Genomic DNA, 21,712 nt, shown 5'->3' with positions numbered 1-21,712 from the left:
GCGGATTCAGTCCTGGGGCGGGTACGGGAATTCGACAGCGTCACCGAAGTAGTAGTCGTACGCCTTCTCGAGAAACGCGTACAGCTCGTCCTCGCTGGAGAAGTCGAGAATCCCCTCCGTGATGTCCTCCCACTCGACGAGCGACATCTCCCGGGTGCGGATCACCTCGGCGAATCCGTCACGCTGCGCCGCGGTCGTCTTCGAGAAGGGCCCCGGGTTGGCAAGACTTCCCTGGAGGCCCTTCTTGAGTTCTTCCGGCTCATTCATGTAGTCGGGGCCGAAGGCGCTGCCGATGAAGGACTTCGTCTTTGCGTCCATGCACGTCTCCTAGGGGTGTCGTCCCGGCTCGGGACTGGGGTACATCGTCTTGAGATCGCCCGTGCCCCGGTCATAGACGGCAAAGATGCTGCCGTCCTGGAAGTCCACGGGAAGGTGGTTCACAGAATCGTCTGCGGCCTGCGGATCGCTGGGGTCCACGTAGTAGCCCTCGAACCTGTCCGAGTGGTCTCCGGGGCCAAAAATATCCTCGATACTGGCCTCGACCTTCGGATCGCCGGATTCAAGCGCCTTCGCGCGCAGATACTCCTCGGCGCGCACATAATCCTCCGGATTCGAGAATTTTGTCGCGTAGTCACCGCAAAAATGCGGCTTGGTCCCACCGTCCGCGGTCGGCTCCTGAGTGGTGCCGGTCTCCGGGTTCACATGGTTGATGGTCCGCACGTGCCCATTGTTCTTGATGACCACGTCGTCGTTCGCGTCGGTCTTCGGCTCACCCGTGCGGTCTTTGAGGGCTTCCGTGGTCGGATGAAGGTGTCGCTGGGGCCCGTGCCCCTGCTTCTCGAGCTCGGCGATCTTCGCGTCGGTCTCGGAGATGCCCTCCGCGTCGTCGGTCTCGGCCTCGGTCTCGTCCGACTCCAGAGGCTCGACGTCCTCCGACCGGGCCTCCATGCCGTCGTCGGACTCGTCGGACTCGTCGGACTCGTCGAGACCGTCCGGCTCCGCAGGGGCGTCCGGCTCCGCGGTGTCCGGGTCGTCCCCGTCCTCCAGGTCCCCCTCCCCGTCGCCGACCTCGTCATCGTCCACCGGTGCGAGGGGCTCGTCGGAGTCGTCTGCGGCCGGGAGCTCGGGGGTTTCGGGTCGCGTGGTCTCCTCGACGTCGGTTTCTCCGTCTGCGTAGAGCTCACTCATCCCCGCCCCCCACGGCAACTACGTCGCGATCATGGCTGGTTGCATGATCACGAACTCCCTCGCCGCATCCTAGCGAGCGGCCGGGGCGCGGGTTCGAACGGGCCGGAATACGCTGAAGAGGTCCTGTCCCCCCCCAGGAAAGGGGGGCACTCCCATGGCTCCCCAGGACAGCGTTCCGCAAGCCGCGCTCGCCGGGCTCCGTGAGGATCTCGCCGGTGAGGTGTACGTGCCGGGCGACGGCGGCTACGACGAGGCGCGGAAGATCCACAACGGCATGATCGACCGGCGGCCCGCCGTCATCGCCCAGTGCGCGACGCCGGAGGACGTGTCGAACGCGGTCCTCTTCGGCCGGGAGACCGAGCTGCCCATCGCCGTGCGCGGCGGTGGACACAGCGTCGCCGGTACGTGCGTCGTCGACGGCGGCCTCGTCGTCGACCTGCGCCGGATGCACGCGGTCGTCGCCGACCCCGAGAACCTGACGGTACGGGTCGAGGGCGGCGCGACCATGAGCCATCTGGACCGCGCGACCCAGCCCTTCCACCTGGCCACCACCGGCGGCCGGGTCTCCACCACGGGCGTCGGCGGCTTCACGCTCGGCGGCGGATCGGGGTGGCTGGAGCGGAAGTTCGGGCTCGCCTGTGACAACCTCCTCGCCGCGGAGCTGATCACCGCCGAGGGCAAGCACGTGCACACGGACGCCGAGACGCACCCGGAGCTGTTCTGGGCGCTGCACGGCGGCGGCGGGAACTTCGGCGTGGCGACCTCGCTCACCCTGCGCCTGCACGAGCTTCCCGAGATGAGCTTCGCGATGCTCTTCTTCCTGCCCGAGTCGGCGCCCGAGGTGGTCCGCACCTTCCGGGAGCTCGCGGCCCGCGCCCCGGACGAGATCGGCGGCGGGGTCATCTACCTCCCGGCACCTCCCGAGCCGTTCGTCCCCGAGCACCTCGTCGGCAAGCTGCTCTGCGGCACCCTGTTCACCTGCGCCGGTCCGGTCGCCGCGGTCCGCGAGCTGTCGTCCCCGCTGATCGACCTGAAGCCCGTGATCGAGATGGTCTCCGACATCGCGTACGCGGATCTCCAGTGCATGATCGACGACCCGCCGGGCCTGCGGAACTACTGGTCGGCCGAGTATCTGGCCGAGTTCCCGGACGAGGCCGTGGACGTCTTCTGCGCCCGCGCCGAGCAGATCCCGCTGCCCACGGCCACCCAGCACGTGCTGTTCATGATGGGCGGCGCCGTGGCGAACGCTCCCGCCGACCACCCGATCCCGTGGCGCTCCTCGCCCTGGGCCGTCCACCCGTTCGCGACCTGGGAGGACCCGGCGGACGACGAGCGGGCGAGGCAGTGGGTGCGGGACGTACGGGCCGACGTGCGGCCGTGGTCGACCGGAGCCGTGTACCTGAACTTCATCGGCTCCGAGGGCGAGGACCGGGTCGTCTCGGGCTTCGGGGCCGAGAACTACCGCCGGCTCGCCGCCGTCAAGGCCGCGTACGACCCCGACAACGTGTTCCGCTTCAACCACAACATCACGCCGGCCGCGTGACTCACGACAGGGCCGCGATCACCTCCCGCGCGGCCCGCTCGCCCTCGGTGGCGCCGCCCTCCATGAAGCCCTGGAAGTCGTAGCTGCAGTGCTCGCCGCCGATGTGGACGTTGCCCTGGGCGGTGCCCTCGTACCCGGCGTACCGGTGCAGATAGCCGACCGGCCAGCAGGAGTACGCGCCCAGTGCGTACGGGTGGCGGTGCCAGGCGGAGAGCTGGGCACGCCCGCTGTACGCCTGGGAGGTCCCGGGGAAGAAGGCGTCGATGCCGCCGAGGTACCGGGTCACCAGGCTCCGTACGTACGGGTCGGACTCGGTGGAGAAGGGCCCCGCCGGTGTGAGGGCCTTGGCGAGGTTGCCGCCGCCGTACTGGATGAGGATGCCTCCCGTACCGCCCTGGATCTTCGTGGTGTCCCAGGTCTGTTGGACCTCGGTGTCGGTGAAGCAGTCACCGGCCGAGACGCCGGGCCAGGCGCCGGTACCGCGCCACGGTCGGGTGCCGAACTGCATGTTGAGCTTGGTGCAGTGGCCCATCCGGGCATCCCGCAGCAGGTTCTTCATCAGCGGGTCGAACCCTGCCTGGGTGAGGTCGAGCTGCTTGAGGATCGGCAGCGGCAGGCACAGGACGGTGTGGTCGGCGGTGACGGTGCGGGTGGCGCCTGCCTCGGTGAAGGTCAGGGTCTGGGTGCCGTCCGCGTTGGCGCGTACGGCGGTCAGGGACCAGCCCCGCCGCAGCGTGCCGGGGGCGAGGGCGCCCGCGATGGCGTTCGGGAGCTGGTCGTTGCCGCCGGTGATGTGGTAGCGCTCGTTGGACAGACCCCAGATGTTGAAGTTGCCCGGATTGGTCTGGTAGCCCATGAGCAGGACGAGGGCGAGCGAGGACTGTTCGGTGGTCTCCGCGCCGTACTCGACGTTGTACGCGACGTCGATGAACTGGCCGAGCGGCGAGGCGTGGCCGCCGGGGACCCTCGACTCGATCCACTCGTGGATGGACATGTTGTCGAGGGCGGTGCCGGTCGGCGTGGACTGGTTCCACTTCACCTCACCGGCCTCGGACAGGTCGCGGCGCAGGGACTGGTAGACGGCGTTGAAGTCCTCGTCGGCCTGGTGGCGCGGGTAGTACGTCCCGTCGAACCAGAGGACCTCCTCCGCGCCCTTGGGTCCGCCGCCCAGGAAGTCCTCGACGGGCAGGTCGAAGCGGCGGCAGAGCTCCAGCATCTTCTTGTGGCTGGTGTCGATGAGCTCGCCGCCGATCTCGGAGGTCTGCCCGTACGCCCAGTGGCTCCGCTGGGTCCACATGCGGCCGCCGACGCGGGCCGGATCTGCTTCGTACAGCGTCGGTCGGACGCCCGCGTCCTGGAGGGTGAGGGCGGCGGTGAGCCCGGAGATGCCGGCGCCGACGACGGCGACGCGGGCGGGGGTCACGGCCCGTGCCACCGCGGGCCGGGCGACGGCCGTGCCCGCGGAGACGGCGATTCCGGCCGCGGCGGCGTACTTCAGGAGGGAGCGGCGGCCGACCGGGTCGGACCTGAGCCCCCTCAACTCACTGACGGGGAGGCGCAGTCGACGGGCGTCGGCGTGCTCGGCGGCGAGGCGGTTCAGGAGGTGCATCGGATTGGTGCGTGCCATGGAGCGCTCCTGGGAGGGTGAGGGTTCAGCTCTGCGGTACGGCGGCTGGGGCGGGGGCGGTTCGCTCGTCGGCGTCGCGCTCGGCCGCGTCCTCCAGGACGATCCGGCCGATGATCTCGTAGCGCTCGGGCTGCCTGGCCTTGAGGTAGAAGCCGAGCCCCAAGCCGCCGAAGAAGACCGCGCCGACGATCCACGGGATCGCCTTGAAGAGCAGGGAGTCGGCGGCGAGCCCGGCGGCGGTCTCCATGTTCATGATCAGAAGGACGACCACGGCGGTCATCCCCAGGCCGCCGAGCAGCGGCGCGGTGAGCGTCCTGAACCAGTGGCGGTCCTCGGGGTGGTTCTTGCGGAAGTACCCGATGACGGCGAAGGAGCAGAGGGTCTGGACGATGAGGATGGCCATCGTGCCGAGGATCGCGAGCAGCGTGTAGAGGTGGATGTACGGGTCCTGGCCGGTGAGCCAGAAGCCGCCGACGAGCAGGACCGCGATGGCGCTCTGGACGTAGGAGGCGATGTAGGGAGAGCCGTGCCGGCGGTGCGTACGGCCGAGAGCCGGGTGGAGGAAGCCCTCGCGTCCGATGGCGTAGAGGTAGCGGGAGGCGCACTGGTGGAAGGCCATGCCGCAGGCGAAGGAGCCCGTGAGCAGCAGCCACTGGAAGGCGTCGACGGCCCACGCGCCGATGAAGGACTGGGTGGGGGCGAAGAACAGGTCGAGGGGCGAGGCGGAGGACGACAGCTTCACGGACCCGGCGAGCCCGTTCCCGGCGATGGTCATCCAGGAGACGTAGATGTAGAACAGGCCGACGCCGATGACGGAGACGAGGGTGGCGCGGGGGATGACGCGCTTGGGGTCGCGGGACTCCTCGCCGTACATCGCGGTGGACTCGAAGCCGACCCAGGACCAGAAGGCGAAGAAGAGACCGAGTCCGGCGGAGGCCCCGGTGAAGGCGTTGGCGGGGTTGATGGGTTCGACCGGTATGCCGTCGGGGCCGCCGCCGGCGATCAGTACGGCGGTCGCGACGGCGAACAGGACCGCGATCTCGGCGATGAGCATCACGCCGAGCGCCTTGGCGGTGAGGTTGATGTCGAAGTACGCGAGGACGGCGGTCACGGCCAGCATCGCCGCCGCGTACACGACCCACGGCAGGTCCACTCCGAGCTGGTCGGCGACCGTCGTCTTGGTGAAGTACGCGAAGACACCGACGATCGAGGCCTCGAAGACGATGTACGCGAGGACGGCGAGCATGCCGGAGGCCATGCCGGCGATCCGGCCGAGGCCGTGTGAGATGTATCCGTAGAAGGCGCCGGCGGCGGTGATGCGCTTGGCCATGGCCACGTAGCCGACGGAGAAGACGGTCAGCACAAGAGTCGCGAAGAGGTAGCCGGCGGGCGCGCCGGTGCCGTTGCCGAAGCCGACGGCGATGGGAAGGTTGCCTGTCATCGCGGTGATCGGGGCGGCGGTGGCGACGGCCATGAAGACGACGCCGACGAGGCCGACCGAGTTCGCCTTGAGGCGCTGCACCTCGGGGGTGGGGTTCTCTGCCATGGCCGGAGAGGATCCTCCGGCGTGACGTACACCACAATCGACATGCAGTCGCACAAATGGCCTGCCGGGGCGACGAGTTGTCGACGGAATGGACGAAGTGTCGGGTGCCGTGACCAGGAGGTGATGTTGCCGACACATGGACGGAGGTAGCGTCCGGCTCCATGGACAGTCAGGGCGGTATCACCGTGCAGCGGGCGCTGGAGCTGCCCGGGCTCCGCAGCGGCCTCCCGGAGGTGGTCGCCTGCGCGGACCGGCTGAACCGGACCGTGCGCTGGGTGCACGCGGGCGAGGTCCCGAACATCGCGTCGCTGCTCAAGGGCGGCGAGCTGCTGCTCACGACCGGCCTCGGGCTCGGGACCCGCCCGGCGGAGCAGCGCGCCTTCGTCCGCCGGCTGGCGGACCGGGGCATCGCGGCGCTGGTGGTGGAGCTGGGCCCGAGGTTCTCCCGCCTTCCGGGGACGATCGTCGACACGGCGCGAGCGGCGGGCCTGCCCCTGGTGCAGCTGCACCGGGAGGTCCCCTTCGTCGCGGTCACGGAGGAGATCCACACCGAGATCGTGAACGGCCACTACGCACTGCTGCGGCAGGCGGAGGAGGTCCACCGGCAGTGCACGGAGGCGCTGCTGGGCGGCGGCGGAGTGCCGCAGGTGCTGCGGATCCTGGCGGACTTCACGGCGAACCCGGTCTTCCTGGAGACGGCGGACGGCCAGCTGCTGTACGCGGCGGGTACGGAGTCGGGCGCGGCGGACCCGCTCCAGGTGTGGGACGGACTGCGCGGCCAGCGGGCGGCGCGCGAGTCGGGCCCGCCGACGGGTGCGGTGCTGGTGGACGTCCCCGGGGGCGGACCGGGCACGGGCGCGGTCCGCGCGCGCCTGGTGCTGCTGCCGGTGGACGGTCCCCTGTCCCAGGTGCACCGCATGGCGGCGGAGCGGGCGGCGGGGATCCTGGCGGTCGTCCTGATGCAGGCGCGGCAGGAGGAGGAGCTGGCGGCGCGGGGCCGGGGCGACTTCCTGACGGACCTGGCGGAGGGCCGGATCACGGCGGAGGACGCTCCGGCGCAGGCCCGGGTCCTGGGCTTCCGCCCGGGCGACGGCCCGCTCCTTCCGGTCGTGATGCGCCTGGCGTCCGAGCTGTCCCCGTCGGGCAACTGGGCGCTGCTGGCGAGGGCGGTCCTGGAGGAGCTGTCCTCGGTGGGCGTCCCGGTCCTGCTGGGCGTACGCCCGGTGGAAGGCCGGGTGCCGCTGCTGCTGGGCCTGCGCTCGGAGTCGGAGCGTACGGCGGTGGCCGACCGGGTCGCGGCGGCGCTGCGGGCGGGCGTGGAGCGGGCGGGCCTGGAACGCGGGGGCGGCCACCCGCCGGTGGTCGTGGTGGGCGTGGCGGGCAGCTGGGCGGCGGCGTCGGCGTCCCTTCGGCACGCGGCAGAGACGGCGACGGCGGCGCAGGGCCTCTCGGACCGCCCCTGGTACGACGCGCGCCGCCTGGACATCGACCTGCTGCTCTGGCGCCTGCGCGACCACCCGGACCTCGCGGCCTTCGTGGACCGGGCGATCGGCCCGCTGCGGGACCACGACCGGACCTCCCGGCCCCCGCTGCTCCCCACCCTTCAGACCTACCTGGCCCACGCGGGCCGCAAGGCGGAGACGGCCCGCGAACTCCACCTCAACCGGCAGACGCTCTACAACCGCCTGGCGCGCATCTCCGAACTCCTCGGCACGGACCTGGACGACCCCCAGACCGTCCTGGCCCTCTCCCTGGCCCTCCGAGCCAGACGCCACACGCCCTGACCCGCCGAACCACCCAGCTCACACCGGGGAGGGCCGGGCCGGTTCCCCTCGCTCCGGACCGTCGCAGCGGCGGGGCGGGGAAACCGCCCCGGCCACTGTCGCAGCGGCGGGGCGGGGGGAACCGCCCCGGCCACCGTCGCAGCGGCGGGGCCGGAGGGAACCGCCCCGGCCACCGCCTCAGCGCCGCCCCGTCAACTCGTCGTACACGCTCAGCACATGCGCGATCGTCTCGTCCTCCGTGGGCCACGTCCGCGCCTGCACCCGCCCCGCCGCCGCCAGGTCCATCCGCCGGTCCGTGTCCTCCAACAAGCCTCGCACCGCCGCCGCCAGGGCCCCCGCGTCCCCCCACGGCACCAACTCCGCCGCGTCGCCGACCAGTTCCGGCACCCCGCCCACCGCGGTCGCGACCAGCGGCACACCGAGCCGCAGCGCCTCCTGCGCCAGCAGGGCGCGGGCCTCCCAACGCGACGGCAGCACCGCCACGTCCGCCGCCGCCAGCAACTCCGCCACGTCGTCCCGGCGCCCGATCAGCCGGACCGCGAGCCCCTCGGCCTCGATCCGCCGTTGCAGCGCGGCCCGTTCGCGCCCCTCCCCCGCGATCACCAGCAGCGGCTGCGGGTCCATGTCCCGCCACTCCCGCGCCGCGTCGAGCAGCAAGTCGTAACCGCGCTCGGGCACCAGCGCACCAACCGCCATCAGCAACGGGCGGTCCACGGCCCCCAGTTCCGCCCGCGCCTTGCCGTCGTGCAGACAGACCGGCGCCCTTGACGCGGGCACCGTCACGGGCGCGAGCCGCGCGTCACGGGCCCCGCGCCGCCGCGCCCGGTCGACCAGCTCCGAGGAGGTCCCGAGGACGACGGCGGCCGCCCGCGCCGTCCTTCGTTCGAGCAGCCGCAACAGCCCACCGCGCGCCCCGTCCACGTGGTTGCGCGTGTGCCATGTCGTGACCAGCGCGGGCCCTCGCACCCCGCCCGACAGCGCGAGCGTCGCCCGCACCGAGGCGTGCAGCCCGTGGGCGTGCACGACGTCGGCGCCGATGCACGCGTTGCGGAGTTGCGCGACCGTCGCGGGGTCGTTGCGGCGCGGGACGGGCACGAAGTGCGCGCCGGCGCCGACGAAGTCGTAGGCGTGGTCGAGTTCGACGGGGGCGCACACGGTCACCCGCACGCCCCTCGCCACGAGCCCCGAGGCAAGTGATCGGACGTGAGCGCTACTGCCCGCGCTGCCGCCGCCCAGCACTTGGACCGTACGGAGCTGTGTCACGGGCCCAAGGATGCCAGTCCGTACGCACGTTCCGGCACCGAAGCCCCGTCGTGGCCGTGTCCGAGGCCTCAACTCGCCGCGCGCTATCACTCACACGGGTGAGCGCGCGAGAGTACTGACCTGGTCTCCGTACGCCGCTGCCGCGACGAGCCCGACCGCGTGGACGGTGAGTCCGAGCCGTCCGTTCTGCGCGGCGATCGCCGCGCCGATGGCGGCGCCGAGCGCGTGCGCGCCCGTGTCGCCCAGCATGGTCCGCTCGCCGAGGTCGTCGGCGAGGACGGCGGCCGCGGCGCCCATCGGCGCGGCGGCGAGCGACCCGCGCAGCAGCCCGGGCGCGCCGAGCCCGAGCACCGTCAACGCGGCGCGCCCGGGGGCGACGTCCACGAGGTTGACGAGGTGCGCGGTCCCCGCGATCACGACACCGGCCAGGACCTTGTCGACGGGCCGCTCCTTGAGCACCGCCCCGGCCACGAGCCCGGCCGCGCCGACCCCGACGAGCTTCACGACCCCGCTGGTCACCTCTCCGCCCCGCAGAGCCCCGAGATGCGCCCGAAAGCCCCGCCGCCCGTCGCCCTTCCAGTCGTCGTACGCCCCACAGGCCCCGGCGGCCAGCACGGCGAAGGCGACCGGCGGATTCCCCGTCGCCACGGCGGCGCCGAGGGCGGTGGCGGGACCGGCGTACAGGTCGACGCTCCGCCCGGCATGGTTCTCTCGCCGCCACCGCGGGTCGTCCCGCCGCCGCAGCGCCCCGTACACGGCCCGGCCGACCCCCGCGGCCAGCACGAACGCCCCGGCCCTGCCCAGCTTCCCGATCATGCGCCCCAGCGTAGGCGGCGGCCACGCGGGTGGGGCGAGCGCCCCCGAGGGCCGCCCACGGCGGGCTCCGTCAGCCCTCCGCCCGCGCCGTGGCCAAGAGCTCCTCCGCGTGGGCGCGGGCCGTCTCCGAGTCCTCCTGGCCCGCCAGCATCCTCGACAGCTCGCGGACGCGGTCCTCGCCCTCCAGGACGGTGACGCCGGAGCGGGTCACGGAGCCGTCGTTGGTCTTCTCCACCAGCAGCTGCCGGTCGGCGAAGGCCGCGACCTGCGGAAGGTGGGTGACCACGACGACCTGCGCGGTCTTGGCGAGCTTCGCCAGCCGCCGGCCGATCTCCACGGCCGCCTTGCCGCCGACGCCCGCGTCGACCTCGTCGAAGAGGTACGTCGGCACCGGGTCCGTACCCGCGAAGACGACCTCAACCGCCAGCATCACGCGGGACAACTCGCCTCCGGACGCGCCCTTCGCGATCGGCCGCGGCGGCGCGCCCGGGTGCGGGGCGAGGAGCAGCTCGACCTCGTCGGCGCCGGACGGCGAGTACGCGACCCGGCGGCCGCCGACCTCGACACCGTCGGGGTCCTCGGTCTGGCTGATGGCGAACGACACGCGCGCGTGGGGCATGGCGAGCGAGGCCAGTTCGGCGGTGACGGCGTCGGCGAACCGGGCGGCCGCCTCCGTACGCGCGTCGGTGAGCGCCTGCGCGAGGACGGACAGCTCGGCCCGCAGCGCGTCCCGCTCGGCGGTCAGTTCGCCGATCCGGTCGTCGTCGCCCTCCAGCTCGGTGAGCCGGGCCGCGCTCTCCTGCGCCCACGCCAGGACCGCGGCGACGTCCTCGCCGTACTTCCGGGTGAGCTGCGTCAGCGCCGCGCGCCGCTCCTCGACGGCCGCGAGGCGGCGCGGGTCCGCGTCCAGGTTGTCGGCGTAGCCGGCCAGTTCCCCGGCCACGTCGGCGAGCAGGATCGAGATCTCGCCCATCCGGTCCGCGAGCGAGGCGAGCGCCGGGTCGTGCGACCGTACGGCCTCCAGGGCGCGCCCGGCCCCCGCGACCAGGGTCGTCGCGTCGACGGCCTCCGGGTCCTCGGGCTGGCCCGCCAGCGCCGCGTGCGCGAGCGCGGCGGCGGAGGCGAGGGCCTCGGCGTGCCCGAGCCGCTCCGCCTCGGCGGCCAGCTCGACGTCCTCCCCGGCCAGCGGCTCGACGGCCTCGATCTCGCCGAGCCCGAAGCGCAGCAGGTCGGCCTCCTGGGCCCGCTCCCGTGCCCGGGTGGTGATCTCGTCCAGCTCGGCGACGACGGCCCGCAGCCGCCGGTACGCGTCCGTGTACGCGGCCAGCGGTACGGAGACGGCCTCGCCCGCGTACCGGTCGAGCGCCCCGCGCTGCCGGGCGGGCTTGAGCAGGCCCTGCTGGTCGGTCTGGCCGTGCACGGCGACGAGTTCGTCGGCGAGTTCGGCGAGCAGCCCGACCGGCACCGAACGCCCGCCGAGGTGGGCCCGTGAGCGCCCCTCGGCGGAGAGCGTCCGGCTGACGAGCAACGCGCCGTCGTCCAGCTCGGCGCCCGCCTCCTCGGCGCGCACGGCGACGCCCGTGCCCTCGGGCAGCGTGATCCGCCCCTCGACAACGGCCGAACCGGCGCCGATCCGCACCAGGGCGGCGTCGGCGCGCCCGCCGAGCAGCAGCCCCAGGCTCGTCACGACCATCGTCTTGCCCGCACCGGTCTCACCCGTCACCGCGGTGAAACCGGGCGACAGCTCGACCACCGCGTCGTCGATGACCCCGAGCGACCGTATCCGCATCTCCTCCAACACGGGGAAGACCTTACGAGGTCCGGCCCCACCTGTGCGACGGCCCCTGCCGGAACACGGCGAACCCGCAGGTCGGACGCGTAGCTGTCACCCGTGGGGGTGGGACGCCACGAGGGTGCCCGGCCACCTCAGTGCGGCGCGCCCCGCCACCCCGACACCGGGAGCGCGAACTTCGCCACCAGCCGGTCCGTGAACGAGGCGTGGTGCAGCCGGGCGAGCCGCACCGGCACTTCGCCCCGCCGGACCTCGACCCGCGCGCCCGCCGGGAGTTCGACCGTCCGCCGGCCGTCGCACCACAGCACGCCGTGCGGCGTGTGCGGCTCGACCTCCACCGCGAGCACCGACTCCGGCGTCGTCACGAGCGGCTTGGCGAACAGCGCGTGCGCCCCGATCGGCACCATGAGCAGCGCCTCGACCTCGGGCCAGATCACCGGCCCGCCGGCCGAGAAGGCGTACGCCGTCGAGCCGGTCGGGGTCGCGCAGATCACTCCGTCGCAGCCGAACCCGGTGACCGGCCGGCCGTCGATGGCGAGCACGACCTCCAGCATCCGCTCCGGGGAGACCTTCTGCACGGCCGCCTCGTTCAGCGCCCAGTCCCGGTGCAGCACGTCGCCGTTCTCGTACACGACGACATCGAGGGTCATGCGCTCCTCGACCTCGTACGCCCGGGTCACGACCCGGTCGACGACCTTGTCGAGGTCGTCGCGCTCGGCCTCCGCGAGGAAGCCGACCCGGCCCAGGTTGACCCCGAGCATGGGCACGCCGGACGCCCGTGAGAACTCCGAGCCGCGCAGCAGCGTCCCGTCACCGCCGAGGACGACGAGCAGCTCGCAGCCCTCCAGCGCGTCGGTGCAGGCCTCGGGCACGGTCTCCACGGACGGCGGCAGCGGCAGATCGGCCGCCTCCGCCTCCAGGACCCGGACGCCGATCCCGCTGCGAAGCAGCCCGAGGACGACGAGTTCGGCGCTGCGCACGGCGGCCGGGCGGCCTGTGTGCGCGAGCAGGAAGACAGTACGAGCACCCGTAACAGGTGCGGGTGGTGCGGTCGTTGAGCTCAACGAGGTCCCTCCGCCACGGCGCGGTCGACATCCGCCGGATCCAGCGCGGGCGCCCCTGCCCGCAGCCACAGAAAGTACTCGACGTTGCCGGAGGGGCCGGGCAGGGGGCTCGCTGTCACGCCGACCACCCCGAGCCCGAGCTCGGCCGCCTGCCGCGCCACGTTCCGTACGGTGTCCGCGCGCAGCTCGGGGCTGCGGACGACTCCGCCGGTACCGAGCCGCTCCTTGCCGACCTCGAACTGCGGCTTGACCATCAGCACGAGGTCCGCGTCGGGCGCCGTGCAGCGCACCAGGGCGGGGAGCACGAGGCCGAGCGGGATGAAGGAGAGGTCGCCGACGACCAGGTCGACGGGGGTTCCGTCGATGGCGTCGAGGGTCAGCTCGCGTACGTTCGTCCGGTCCTTGACGGTGACCCGGTCGTCGCTCTGCAGGGACCAGGCGAGCTGGCCGTAGCCGACGTCGACGGCGACGACGTGCGCGGCGCCCGCCCGGAGCAGGACGTCCGTGAAGCCGCCGGTCGACGCGCCCGCGTCCAGCGCCCGCCGCCCCTCGACCTTCAGCCCCCGCGGTACGAAGGCGGCGAACGCCCCGGCGAGCTTGTGGCCGCCGCGCGAGACGTAGTCGGGGTCGGCGTCGTCCTGGGCGACGACGATGGCCGCGGCGGTCTCGACCTGCGTGGCGGGCTTGGTCGCGACCGTCTTGCCGACGCTCACCCGCCCCGCCGCGATCAGCTGGCTGGCGTGCTCGCGCGAGCGGGCGAGCTTCCGGCGCACCAGCTCGGCGTCCAGACGGCGGCGTGCCACTCCTGCCACGTTCGGTTCAGCTCCTGAGGTCGTACGACGATGTCGGCGGTGTCGGCCCGGGACCGGGGGTCGGCCCGGGGTTCGGTCCTGGACCAGGGGCCGGACCGGGGCGGACGGCGTCGAGCGAGGTCAGCTCGTCGCGCAGTCCACGGTGTACATCCTCGTACACCTCCAGGTGTCCGTCCGCCGGGAGGCGATCGGCGTCGGCCAGCCGCTCCAGGAGCGCGTCCACGACGGCCCGGCCGGTCGGAACGCGCTCGACGCCGAGAGGCGCGGGCGCGGCGGTCTCGAAACCCGTCTCCTCGTCCGGAGCGCCGGGAGCACCAGGAGCACCGGCAGGGCCCGGATCGCTTTCCGCGTCCGCCTCCGGCGCTGCGTCCGTCACGTCGTTCATGTACCCGACGCTATCGCGAAGCTCTGGGGTACGGTCGACGGCGATGGCCACGATCGAGGAGTGCCGCAGCGCACTCGACAGACTTTCGGACAATCTCACGCGCGCCGACGGCGGTGTGCGCAGCGCCGCCGCGCTCGACCGCAGCCTGAGCTGCCACATCACGGACCTGGACACGACGTTCACCGGCCGCCTCGCGGACGGCCGGATCCGGGTCCAGGACACGGTCCCGGGCCCGCCGCCCGACAAGGCGCAGATCCGCCTGGCGATGACGGGCGACGACCTGGTGGCGATGGTGGACGGCGAGCTGAACTTCGCGAAGGCCTGGGGCTCCGGCCGGGTCAGGCTGGAGGCCGGCTTCCGCGATCTGCTGAGACTGCGCTCACTTCTGTAGCGCGGCCGGGCGCCGCTGGGCGCGCGCCTTCCGCCCCGCGGGCACGACCAGCGGCGTTCCCGTCTCCGGGTCCTCGATGACCTGGCAGCGGAGCCCGAAGACCCGCTCGACCAGCTCGGCCGTGACGACCTCGGCCGGCGGCCCCTCCGCGACGACCTCGCCGTCCCGGCAGGCGATGAGGTGGGTGGCGTACCGGGCCGCGTGGTTGAGGTCGTGGAGGACGGCGACGAGCGTCCGGCCCTGGGACTCGTGCAGCTCGGCGCACAGGTCGAGGACGTCGATCTGGTGCTGGATGTCGAGGAAGGTCGTCGGCTCGTCGAGGAGCAGCAGCGGGGTCTGCTGGGCGAGCGCCATCGCGATCCACACCCGCTGGCGCTGGCCGCCGGACAGCTCGTCGACGTACCGCTCCGCCAGCTCCGCGACCCCCGTGGACGCCATCGACTCCTGGACGATCCGCTCGTCCTCCGGCGACCACTGCCGCAGCAGACCCTGGTGCGGGTAGCGGCCCCGGGCCACCAGGTCGACGACCGTGATGCCGTCGGGCGCGACGGAGGACTGCGGCAGCAGACCGAGGGTCCTTGCGACCTTCTTGGCCGGCATGCTGTGGATGCTCTGCCCGTCGAGGAGCACCCGGCCCTCCGAGGGCTTGAGCATCCGCGAGAGGGCGCGCAGGAGGGTCGACTTGCCGCACGCGTTGGGCCCGACGATGACGGTGAACGAGTTGTCGGGGATCGCGACGGACAGCTCGCGGGCGATGACGCGCTGGTCGTAGGCGAGGGTGACCGACTCGGCGGTGAGCCGCTGGGCCTGACGGTCCATGGAGGTACTCCTGAGTGGTGTCGCGTGAGGGTCGGCCATCTGCGCCGTCTTCGTCATATGCGCCCGGCCTTGCGTTCGGTGACGAGCAGCCAGAGCAGATAGCAGCCGCCGAGGACTCCGGTGACGACTCCCACCGGCAGCTGCCGGTCGCCGAAGGCGTTGGTCGCGGTCCAGTCGGCGACGAGCAGCAGCGCGGAGCCCATGAGGGCGGAGGCGGCGAGGTTCGGGCCGGGCGAGCGGGTCAGCCGGCGGGCCAGCTGCGGGGCGCTCAGGGAGACGAAGACGATGGGCCCGGCGGCGGCGGTGGCCACGGCGACGAGCACGACGGAGGAGGCCATCAGCACGATGCGGGCCCGCTCGACCCGCACGCCGAGGGCGTACGCGGAGTCGTCGCCCATCTCCAGCATCCGTAGCGCCCGCCCGTGCCCGAGGACCAGCGGGATCAGCACGCAGCAGACGGCGAGCAGCGGCCAGAACTGCGCCCAGTCGCGCCCTTCCAGCGAGCCGGTCATCCAGACCGTGGCGCGGGTGGCGTCGACCAGGTTGGCCTTGGTGATGAGGAAGTGGATGACGGCGGTGAGCATCGCGGCCGCGCCGATCCCGACGAGGACGAGCCGGTAGCCGTGGACGCCGCGCTTCCAGGCGAGGAGGTAGATCACGGCGCCGGTGATCAGGCCTCCGACGACGGCGCCGCCCGCGGCCGCCGTGGCGCTGCCCTGGAAGAGGACGATGACGCCCAGGGCACCGACGGTGGCGCCCTGGCCGAAGCCGATGACGTCGGGGCTGCCGAGCGGGTTGCGGGAGACCGACTGGAAGACGGCTCCGCCGATGCCGAGCGCGGCGCCGACGAAGACGGCGACGAGGACGCGCGGCAGCCGCAGGTCCATGACGGCGAACTCCTGGACGGGGGTGCCGTCGCCGAGGAGGGTGGCGACGACCTCGCCGGGGGCGATGGGGAAGTCTCCGCTGCCGATCAGCACGACCCCGGCGCCGAGGGTGAGCGCGAGCAGCGCGACCACGGAGAGCGCGGCGCGGGGCTCGTACCGCACGGAGAACCCCCCGCCGGGTCGTATCGAGCGCGTGGGGGCGGCCTTGGACGTCACAGCTGGGCCATCCTCTTGCGGCGTACGAGATGGATGAAGACGGGTCCGCCGACGAGCGCGGTGACGATGCCGACCTGGAGCTCGGCGGGGCGGGCCACGAGCCGGCCGACCACGTCGGAGCCGAGGAGCAGGACGGGCGAGAGGACGGCGGCGTACGGAAGGATCCAGCGCATGTCCGGGCCGGTCAGGGCGCGTACGAGGTACGGAACCATCAGCCCGAGGAACACGATCGGCCCGCAGGCGGCGGTCGCGGCGCCGCACATCAGCGTGACGGCGACCATCGCGAGGACGCGGGTGCGGTTGAGGTTCGCGCCGAGCGCGCGGGCGGTGTCGTCGCCCATCTCCATGGCGTTGAGCGGCCGGGAGATCAGCAGGGCGAGGGCGACGCCGACGAGGATGAAGGGCGCCACGCGGCGCACGGTGTCCATGTCGGCGGAGGCGAGCGAGCCGACGGTCCAGAAGCGGAGCCGGTCGAGGGCGGCGGAGTCGAGCAGCTGGACGGCGTTGACGTACCCGTAGAGCGCGGCGGTGGCGGCGGTCCCGGCGAGCGCGAGGCGCACGGGCGTGGCGCTGCGGCTGCCGCCGAGGACGTACACGAGAACGGAGACGACGGCGGCGCCGAGGAACGCGAACCAGACGTAGGCGTCGACGTCGGTGATCCCGAGGAACGCGATCGCGGAGACGACGGCCGCGGCGGCCCCGGCGTTCACGCCGAGCAGCCCGGGCTCGGCGAGCGGGTTACGGGTGAGGCCCTGCATGACGGCCCCGGACAGCCCGAGGGCGACGCCGACCAACAGCCCGAGCAGCGTCCGGGGCACACGGACGTCATGGACGATGACGTCGTTCCCGGTACCGGTGTTCTGGAACAGCCCGTGCCAGACATCGCCGAGCGGCACCGGTTTGGCGCCGACCACGATGCTCAGGACACAGACCAGCAGCAGCACCACGACGCCCACGACCAGCCCGAACGCCCGCACGGAATGCCTGCGGCCCGTCGTCTGAGGGGTTTCGGTGGCCTCCGCGCTCGCTCGGGAGGAAGTCTCGACCAACACGAGGTTAGGTTAACCTACCCTATCTTCCCCTCCTCCCCGCGGGCCCCGCCCCTCCCCGCCGTCACATCCCCAACACCCCCAGCGCCTTCCCCGCGTCCAAGCCGCAAGCCCCCGCCCCGGCCTCCGACCACGCCGCCCCGCACAGCGCCCGCACCCCGTCCATGACGTCCACCGCGCCCCCGTCGGCGTCACCGCCCTCCAGCACCAGCGCGCCCCCACTCACCCGGGCGCGCCACCCGCCACACACGAACTCCCCACCCGTCGCCACCACATCCGGCTGCCCCACCAACAGCCCCCGCAGGTCCGCCGACACATACGTCGGCCGGTGCTCGGGCACCGCCGCCAGCAGCTGCGCCACATCCGTCACACCGGTGAACACCAACAACGAGTCGACGCCCCCGTTGAACGCCCCCTCGATGTCCGTGTCCAGCCTGTCCCCGACCACCAGCGGCCGCTCCGCCCCCGTCCGCAGCACCGTCTCCCGGTGCATCGGCGGCAGCGGCTTCCCCGCCACCTTCGGGTCCACGACACCGCCGGTGGCGATCCGTACGACCTCCACCGCCGCCCCGTTCCCCGGCCCGATCCCCCGCGCCCCCGGAATCGTCAGGTCGGTGTTCGAGGCGTACCACGGCACACCCCGCGCCACGGCGTAGCCCGCCTCCGCGAACCGCGACCACGGCATGTCCGGCCCGCCGTATCCCTGCACCACGGCCGCCAGTCCCGCCACGTCAGCCGACTCCACCGGCTCCAGGCCCCGCTCGCGCAGCGCCACCCGAAGCCCCTCCCCGCCGACGACCAACACCGGCGAACCGGCGGGCACTTCGTCGGCGATGAGGCGCGCCACCGCCTGCGCGGACGTGATGACGTCCCCGGCCTCCGCCGGCACCCCCAGTTCGGTGAGGTGCGCGGCCACCGCGTCCGGCGTCCGCAGCGCGTTGTTGGTGACGTACGCGAGATGCATCCCGCCGGCCCGGGCGGCCGCCAGCGCGTCGACGGCGTGCGGAATCGCCTCGCCGCCCGCGTACACGACACCGTCCAGGTCGAGCAGCGCCGTGTCGTACGCCTCGCTCAGCGCCGCCACACTGCCACCGGGCACCCGCCTGGGCCGCCCACCCTGACCACCGTCACCCATACCCACCACGTACTCCTCACCCGTCGGCCGACCGTCCCCGCTCCCCCGATCATCGCTCATTGCCACCGCGCACTTACGATTGCTCAATGAACACCCGTGGTCATGCGGCCGAAGACGGTCTGCGCCTGGTCCCCTTCCGGGGACTCCGCTACGTCCCCGAACGGGTCGGCAGCCTGGCCGCCGTGACCTCGCCCCCGTACGACGTCGTCGTCCGGCCCGACGGGCTCCACCACCTCGAGTCCGCCGACCCCCACAACATCGTCCGGCTGATCCTGCCGCAGGCCCTCAGCCCGGGCACCCGCCACCGCAAGGCCGCCGTCACCCTCGACCGCTGGCTCGCGGACGGCGTCCTCGCGCCCGACCCCGAGCCCGCGCTGTACGTGTACGAGCAGAGCGGCGACGGCCTCCTGCAGCGCGGCATCATCGGCGCCCTGGAACTCTCCACCCCGGCCGAGGGCATCGTCCTGCCCCACGAGGACGTCATGCCGCACGTCGTCGAGGACCGCGCCGCCCTGATGCGGACCACCGCCGCCAACCTGGAACCGCTCCTCCTCACCTACCGGGGCAACGGCAACGGAGCGGCCGACGTCATCGAACGCACCGTCCGGCGCGCCCCCCTCCTGGCCACCACGACCGAGGACGGCTTCAGCCACCGCCTCTGGGCGGTCACGGACCCGGCCGAACTCGCGCTGGTCTCCGCCGGCCTGGCCGAGCACCAGGCGCTGATCGCCGACGGCCACCACCGCTGGGCGACGTACCTCCGCCTCCGCGAGGAACACGCCCAGCCCGGCCCCTGGAACTACGGCCTCGTCCTCCTCATCGACACGGCCCGCTACCCCCTGCGCGTCCGCGCCATCCACCGCCTCCTCAACCGCCTCCCCGTGGCGGACGCCCTCGCCGCCCTCGGCGACGACTTCCGGGTCCGGACCGTCGACGCCGCCCTGCCGGAGGCCATGGAGGCCCTGGCGTCCGCCGCCTCGGACGGCAACGCCTTCCTCCTCGCCGGCGACGGCGCCTTCCACCTGGTGGACCGTCCCGACCCGGAACTCCTCGCCCGCACGATCCCGGCGGACCGCCCGCAGGCCTGGCGCACCCTGGACGCCACGGTCCTGCACGCCACGCTCCTCGACCACCTCTGGCACATCCCGGACGCCCCCGAGGACATCAGCTACATCCACGACACCGAGGCGGCCGTCGCCCAGGCGGAACGCCGGGGCGGTACGGCGGTGCTCATGCATCCCGTACGGGAGGACGTCGTACGGGACCTGGCACGGCAAGGCGTCACCATGCCCCGCAAATCGACGTCGTTCGGCCCGAAGCCGGCGACGGGCCTGGTGCTCAGAAGCCTGGCACTCGACTGAGGGCATGAAAAAGGGCGGCACCCCCGAGGGGGTGCCGCCCTTTCGCACACAATCAGTCCCGGTCGTCCCGGTCGTCCCGGTCCTCGTCGGCCTCGTCGGCCTGGTCGTCCTCGTCGGCCGGACCGGCGACGTCAGCAGAGCCGGCGTCGACTCCGTCCGCGTCCTCGTCCTCGTCCAACTCGTCGATGGCGTCGACGAACTCGACACCGTCCAGCTCGGCGAGGCGGTCGGAGGCGTCCGTGGCCCCGTCCTTGTCCGCCTCCAGCGCCTTGGCGAACCACTCACGGGCCTCGGTCTCACGACCGGCCGCGAGCAGCGCGTCCGCGTAGGCGTACCGCAGGCGCGCGGTCCACGGGTGAACGGCGGTGGACGCGAGCTCGGGGCTCTGCAGCGTCACGATGGCGGCGTCCAGCTGCCCCATGTCGCGACGGGCACCGGCGGCGACGAGCCGCATCTCGACCTGCCCGGCCTTGTCCAGCTTCTGCACCTCGGGCTCACCGGCCATGGCGAGCGCCCGCTCGGGCCGGCCCATGCCGCGCTCGCAGTCGGCCATCACGGGCCACAGCTCGACACCACCCGTCATCCGCCGCGCGGCCCGGAACTCGGCCAGCGCCTCGGAGTACTTCTGCGTGGCGTACGCGGCGAAACCGGCGGCCTCGCGGACGGCGGCGACACGCGAGGCGAGCCGCAGGGCGATACGCGAGTACGCGTAGGCCTGCTCCGGGTCCTCGTCGATCAGGTCGGCGACCATGACGAGGTTACGCGCGACATCCTCGGCGAGCCCCTTGGGCAGGCTCATGAGCTCCTGGCGCACATCGTCGTCGATCTCCTCACCGGTGACCTCCGGCGGGATCGGCAGCCGCTTGATCGGCGCCCGGTCGGGCCGGTCACGGTCGTCACGCCGCCCGTAGCCACCCCGGTTGTCGTCCCGCCCGCGGTACCCACCCCGGCTGTCGTCACGCCGGTCGTCACGACGGGGCCCACGGGCCCGGTCGTCACGACGGAAGCCACCACCGCGGTTGTCGTCACGACGGTCGTCGCGGGGACGGTCGTCCCGACGGAACGACGGACGGTCATCACGCCGGTCGTCACGGGGCCGGTCGTCACGGCGGAAGCCACCGCCACGGTTGTCGTCACGACGGTCGTCCCGACGGAACGAGGGACGCTCGTCACGACGGTCGTCACGCGGCCGGTCGTCCCGACGGAACCCACCACCGCGGTTGTCGTCACGACGGAAGGCCGGCCGCTCGTCACGACGGTCGTCACGGGGACGGTCGTCACGGCGGAAGCCACCGCCACGGTTGTCGTCACGACGGTCGTCGCGGGGACGGTCGTCCCGACGGAACGACGGACGGTCATCACGCCGGTCGTCACGCGGACGGTCGTCACGGCGGAAACCACCGCCACGGCTGTCAGGACGGTCGTCACGACGGAACGAGGGACGCTCTTCGCGGCGGTCATCGCGCCGGAAGCTACCGCCACGGTTCTCATCGCGACGGAAGCCACCGCCCCGGTCGTCACGACGGAACCCACCACCACGGTTGTCATCACGACGGTCGTCGCGGGGCCGGTCGTCACGGCGGAAGCCACCGCCACGGTTGTCATCACGACGGTCGTCGCGGGGACGGTCGTCCCGACGGAACGACGGACGGTCATCACGGCGATCGTCACGCGGACGGTCGTCACGGCGGAAGCCGCCACCACCCCGGTTGTCGTCACGACGTGGGCCACGGAAGCCGCCCCGGTCGCCACCGTCCCTGCGACGCGGCTCGCGCTCCGGACGGTCGTCGGGAGAGTTGGTGGACATCGGCGTGACTCCTGTCTTCGGGTACTGCAGTCATTCTCGCGCAGTCGGCACCCCGACGCGCTTCGGAAAGAATCAGAAAAACAAAAGGACCCTTGGTCCCAGCGTGAACGCTGGGACCAAGGGTCCTGAAAGATTGTTCGGCGGCGTCCTACTCTCCCACAGGGTCCCCCCTGCAGTACCATCGGCGCTGAAAGGCTTAGCTTCCGGGTTCGGAATGTAACCGGGCG

General features: G+C 72.7%; 19 protein-coding genes and 1 rRNA gene. 4 read left to right on the top strand and 16 right to left on the bottom strand.

Features of this window, described 5'->3' with window-relative positions; translation table 11 throughout:
* Positions 1-6: 6 nt before the first annotated feature.
* Together ACWF79_RS29475 and ACWF79_RS29470 are read right to left on the bottom strand one after the other, a co-directional pair.
* Entirely contained in the window at positions 7-318 is a 312-nt protein-coding gene (locus ACWF79_RS29475) for a hypothetical protein (protein WP_453731208.1), read from the bottom strand.
* A gap of 9 nt (positions 319-327) precedes the next feature.
* On the bottom strand, positions 328-1,188 hold the full coding sequence (locus ACWF79_RS29470; RefSeq protein WP_453731207.1) for a hypothetical protein: 861 nt from the start codon (positions 1,186-1,188) through the stop codon (positions 328-330).
* Between the two features lie 154 nt (positions 1,189-1,342).
* Between ACWF79_RS29470 and ACWF79_RS29465 the strand changes: the two genes are divergently transcribed.
* A complete protein-coding gene (locus ACWF79_RS29465) occupies positions 1,343-2,731 on the top strand; it encodes an FAD-binding oxidoreductase (RefSeq protein ID WP_453731206.1) in 1,389 nt (462 codons plus the stop codon).
* A gap of 1 nt (position 2,732) precedes the next feature.
* On the opposite strand, the gene ACWF79_RS29460 is transcribed toward ACWF79_RS29465, so the two are convergent.
* Together ACWF79_RS29460 and ACWF79_RS29455 are read right to left on the bottom strand one after the other, a co-directional pair.
* On the bottom strand, positions 2,733-4,358 hold the full coding sequence (locus ACWF79_RS29460; RefSeq protein ID WP_453731205.1) for a flavin monoamine oxidase family protein: 1,626 nt from the start codon (positions 4,356-4,358) through the stop codon (positions 2,733-2,735).
* Positions 4,359-4,383: 25 nt separating this feature from the next.
* Positions 4,384-5,904: an APC family permease gene (locus tag ACWF79_RS29455; RefSeq protein ID WP_453731204.1), complete on the bottom strand. Its 1,521-nt coding sequence runs from the start codon at positions 5,902-5,904 to the stop codon at positions 4,384-4,386.
* Positions 5,905-6,065: 161 nt separating this feature from the next.
* Between ACWF79_RS29455 and ACWF79_RS29450 the strand changes: the two genes are divergently transcribed.
* Positions 6,066-7,688: a PucR family transcriptional regulator gene (locus tag ACWF79_RS29450; protein WP_453731203.1), complete on the top strand. Its 1,623-nt coding sequence runs from the start codon at positions 6,066-6,068 to the stop codon at positions 7,686-7,688.
* Between the two features lie 177 nt (positions 7,689-7,865).
* Here ACWF79_RS29450 and ACWF79_RS29445 read toward each other — a convergent pair whose 3' ends face one another.
* From ACWF79_RS29445 to ACWF79_RS29420, 6 genes are all read right to left on the bottom strand, one after another.
* On the bottom strand, positions 7,866-8,951 hold the full coding sequence (locus ACWF79_RS29445) for a glycosyltransferase family 4 protein (RefSeq protein ID WP_453731202.1): 1,086 nt from the start codon (positions 8,949-8,951) through the stop codon (positions 7,866-7,868).
* A 90-nt stretch (positions 8,952-9,041) separates the two neighbouring features.
* Complete coding sequence (locus ACWF79_RS29440; RefSeq protein ID WP_453731201.1) at positions 9,042-9,767, bottom strand: hypothetical protein; 726 nt, start codon at positions 9,765-9,767, stop codon at positions 9,042-9,044.
* A gap of 70 nt (positions 9,768-9,837) precedes the next feature.
* Positions 9,838-11,556 carry a DNA repair protein RecN gene (gene recN / locus ACWF79_RS29435; protein ID WP_453731231.1) on the bottom strand — a complete coding sequence of 573 codons (1,719 nt, stop codon included), beginning with the start codon at positions 11,554-11,556 and terminating at the stop codon, positions 9,838-9,840.
* A 137-nt stretch (positions 11,557-11,693) separates the two neighbouring features.
* The gene (locus ACWF79_RS29430; protein ID WP_453731200.1) at positions 11,694-12,623 is read right to left on the bottom strand and encodes an NAD kinase; all 930 of its coding nucleotides are present in this window, start codon (positions 12,621-12,623) and stop codon (positions 11,694-11,696) included.
* A complete protein-coding gene (locus ACWF79_RS29425; protein ID WP_453731199.1) occupies positions 12,620-13,435 on the bottom strand; it encodes a TlyA family RNA methyltransferase in 816 nt (271 codons plus the stop codon). The genes ACWF79_RS29430 and ACWF79_RS29425 overlap by 4 nt, the downstream gene beginning before the upstream one ends.
* A gap of 7 nt (positions 13,436-13,442) precedes the next feature.
* Positions 13,443-13,820, bottom strand: coding sequence for a hypothetical protein (locus ACWF79_RS29420; protein WP_453731198.1), 378 nt, complete (start codon positions 13,818-13,820; stop codon positions 13,443-13,445).
* Positions 13,821-13,863: 43 nt separating this feature from the next.
* On the opposite strand from ACWF79_RS29420, the gene ACWF79_RS29415 reads away from it, so the two are divergent.
* A complete protein-coding gene (locus ACWF79_RS29415) occupies positions 13,864-14,211 on the top strand; it encodes an SCP2 sterol-binding domain-containing protein (protein WP_453731197.1) in 348 nt (115 codons plus the stop codon).
* On the opposite strand, the gene ACWF79_RS29410 is transcribed toward ACWF79_RS29415, so the two are convergent.
* The 4 genes from ACWF79_RS29410 to ACWF79_RS29395 form a co-directional block, all read right to left on the bottom strand.
* Positions 14,200-15,030 (bottom strand): ABC transporter ATP-binding protein, encoded by an 831-nt coding sequence (locus ACWF79_RS29410; protein WP_453731196.1) that lies wholly within the window; start codon positions 15,028-15,030, stop codon positions 14,200-14,202. The genes ACWF79_RS29415 and ACWF79_RS29410 overlap by 12 nt on opposite strands.
* A gap of 53 nt (positions 15,031-15,083) precedes the next feature.
* Positions 15,084-16,133 (bottom strand): FecCD family ABC transporter permease, encoded by a 1,050-nt coding sequence (locus ACWF79_RS29405; protein WP_453731195.1) that lies wholly within the window; start codon positions 16,131-16,133, stop codon positions 15,084-15,086.
* Complete coding sequence (locus ACWF79_RS29400) at positions 16,130-17,185, bottom strand: FecCD family ABC transporter permease (RefSeq protein ID WP_453731194.1); 1,056 nt, start codon at positions 17,183-17,185, stop codon at positions 16,130-16,132. The genes ACWF79_RS29405 and ACWF79_RS29400 overlap by 4 nt, the downstream gene beginning before the upstream one ends.
* Before the next feature lie 61 nt (positions 17,186-17,246).
* Positions 17,247-18,317, bottom strand: coding sequence for an HAD hydrolase-like protein (locus ACWF79_RS29395; protein WP_453731230.1), 1,071 nt, complete (start codon positions 18,315-18,317; stop codon positions 17,247-17,249).
* A gap of 86 nt (positions 18,318-18,403) precedes the next feature.
* Between ACWF79_RS29395 and ACWF79_RS29390 the strand changes: the two genes are divergently transcribed.
* Positions 18,404-19,678: a DUF1015 domain-containing protein gene (locus ACWF79_RS29390; protein ID WP_453731193.1), complete on the top strand. Its 1,275-nt coding sequence runs from the start codon at positions 18,404-18,406 to the stop codon at positions 19,676-19,678.
* A gap of 52 nt (positions 19,679-19,730) precedes the next feature.
* Here the strand turns inward: ACWF79_RS29390 and ACWF79_RS29385 are convergent, their stop codons facing one another.
* Positions 19,731-20,537 carry a hypothetical protein gene (locus ACWF79_RS29385; RefSeq protein WP_453731229.1) on the bottom strand — a complete coding sequence of 269 codons (807 nt, stop codon included), beginning with the start codon at positions 20,535-20,537 and terminating at the stop codon, positions 19,731-19,733.
* 1,083 nt (positions 20,538-21,620) lie between these two features.
* A 5S ribosomal RNA gene (gene rrf / locus ACWF79_RS29380) occupies positions 21,621-21,712 on the bottom strand; the annotation flags it as partial.

The organism is Streptomyces sp. NPDC054975 (assembly GCF_053609105.1).
Note: the sequence above shows the minus strand (reverse complement) of the source record. Positions and strands in the feature narration are given on the sequence as shown.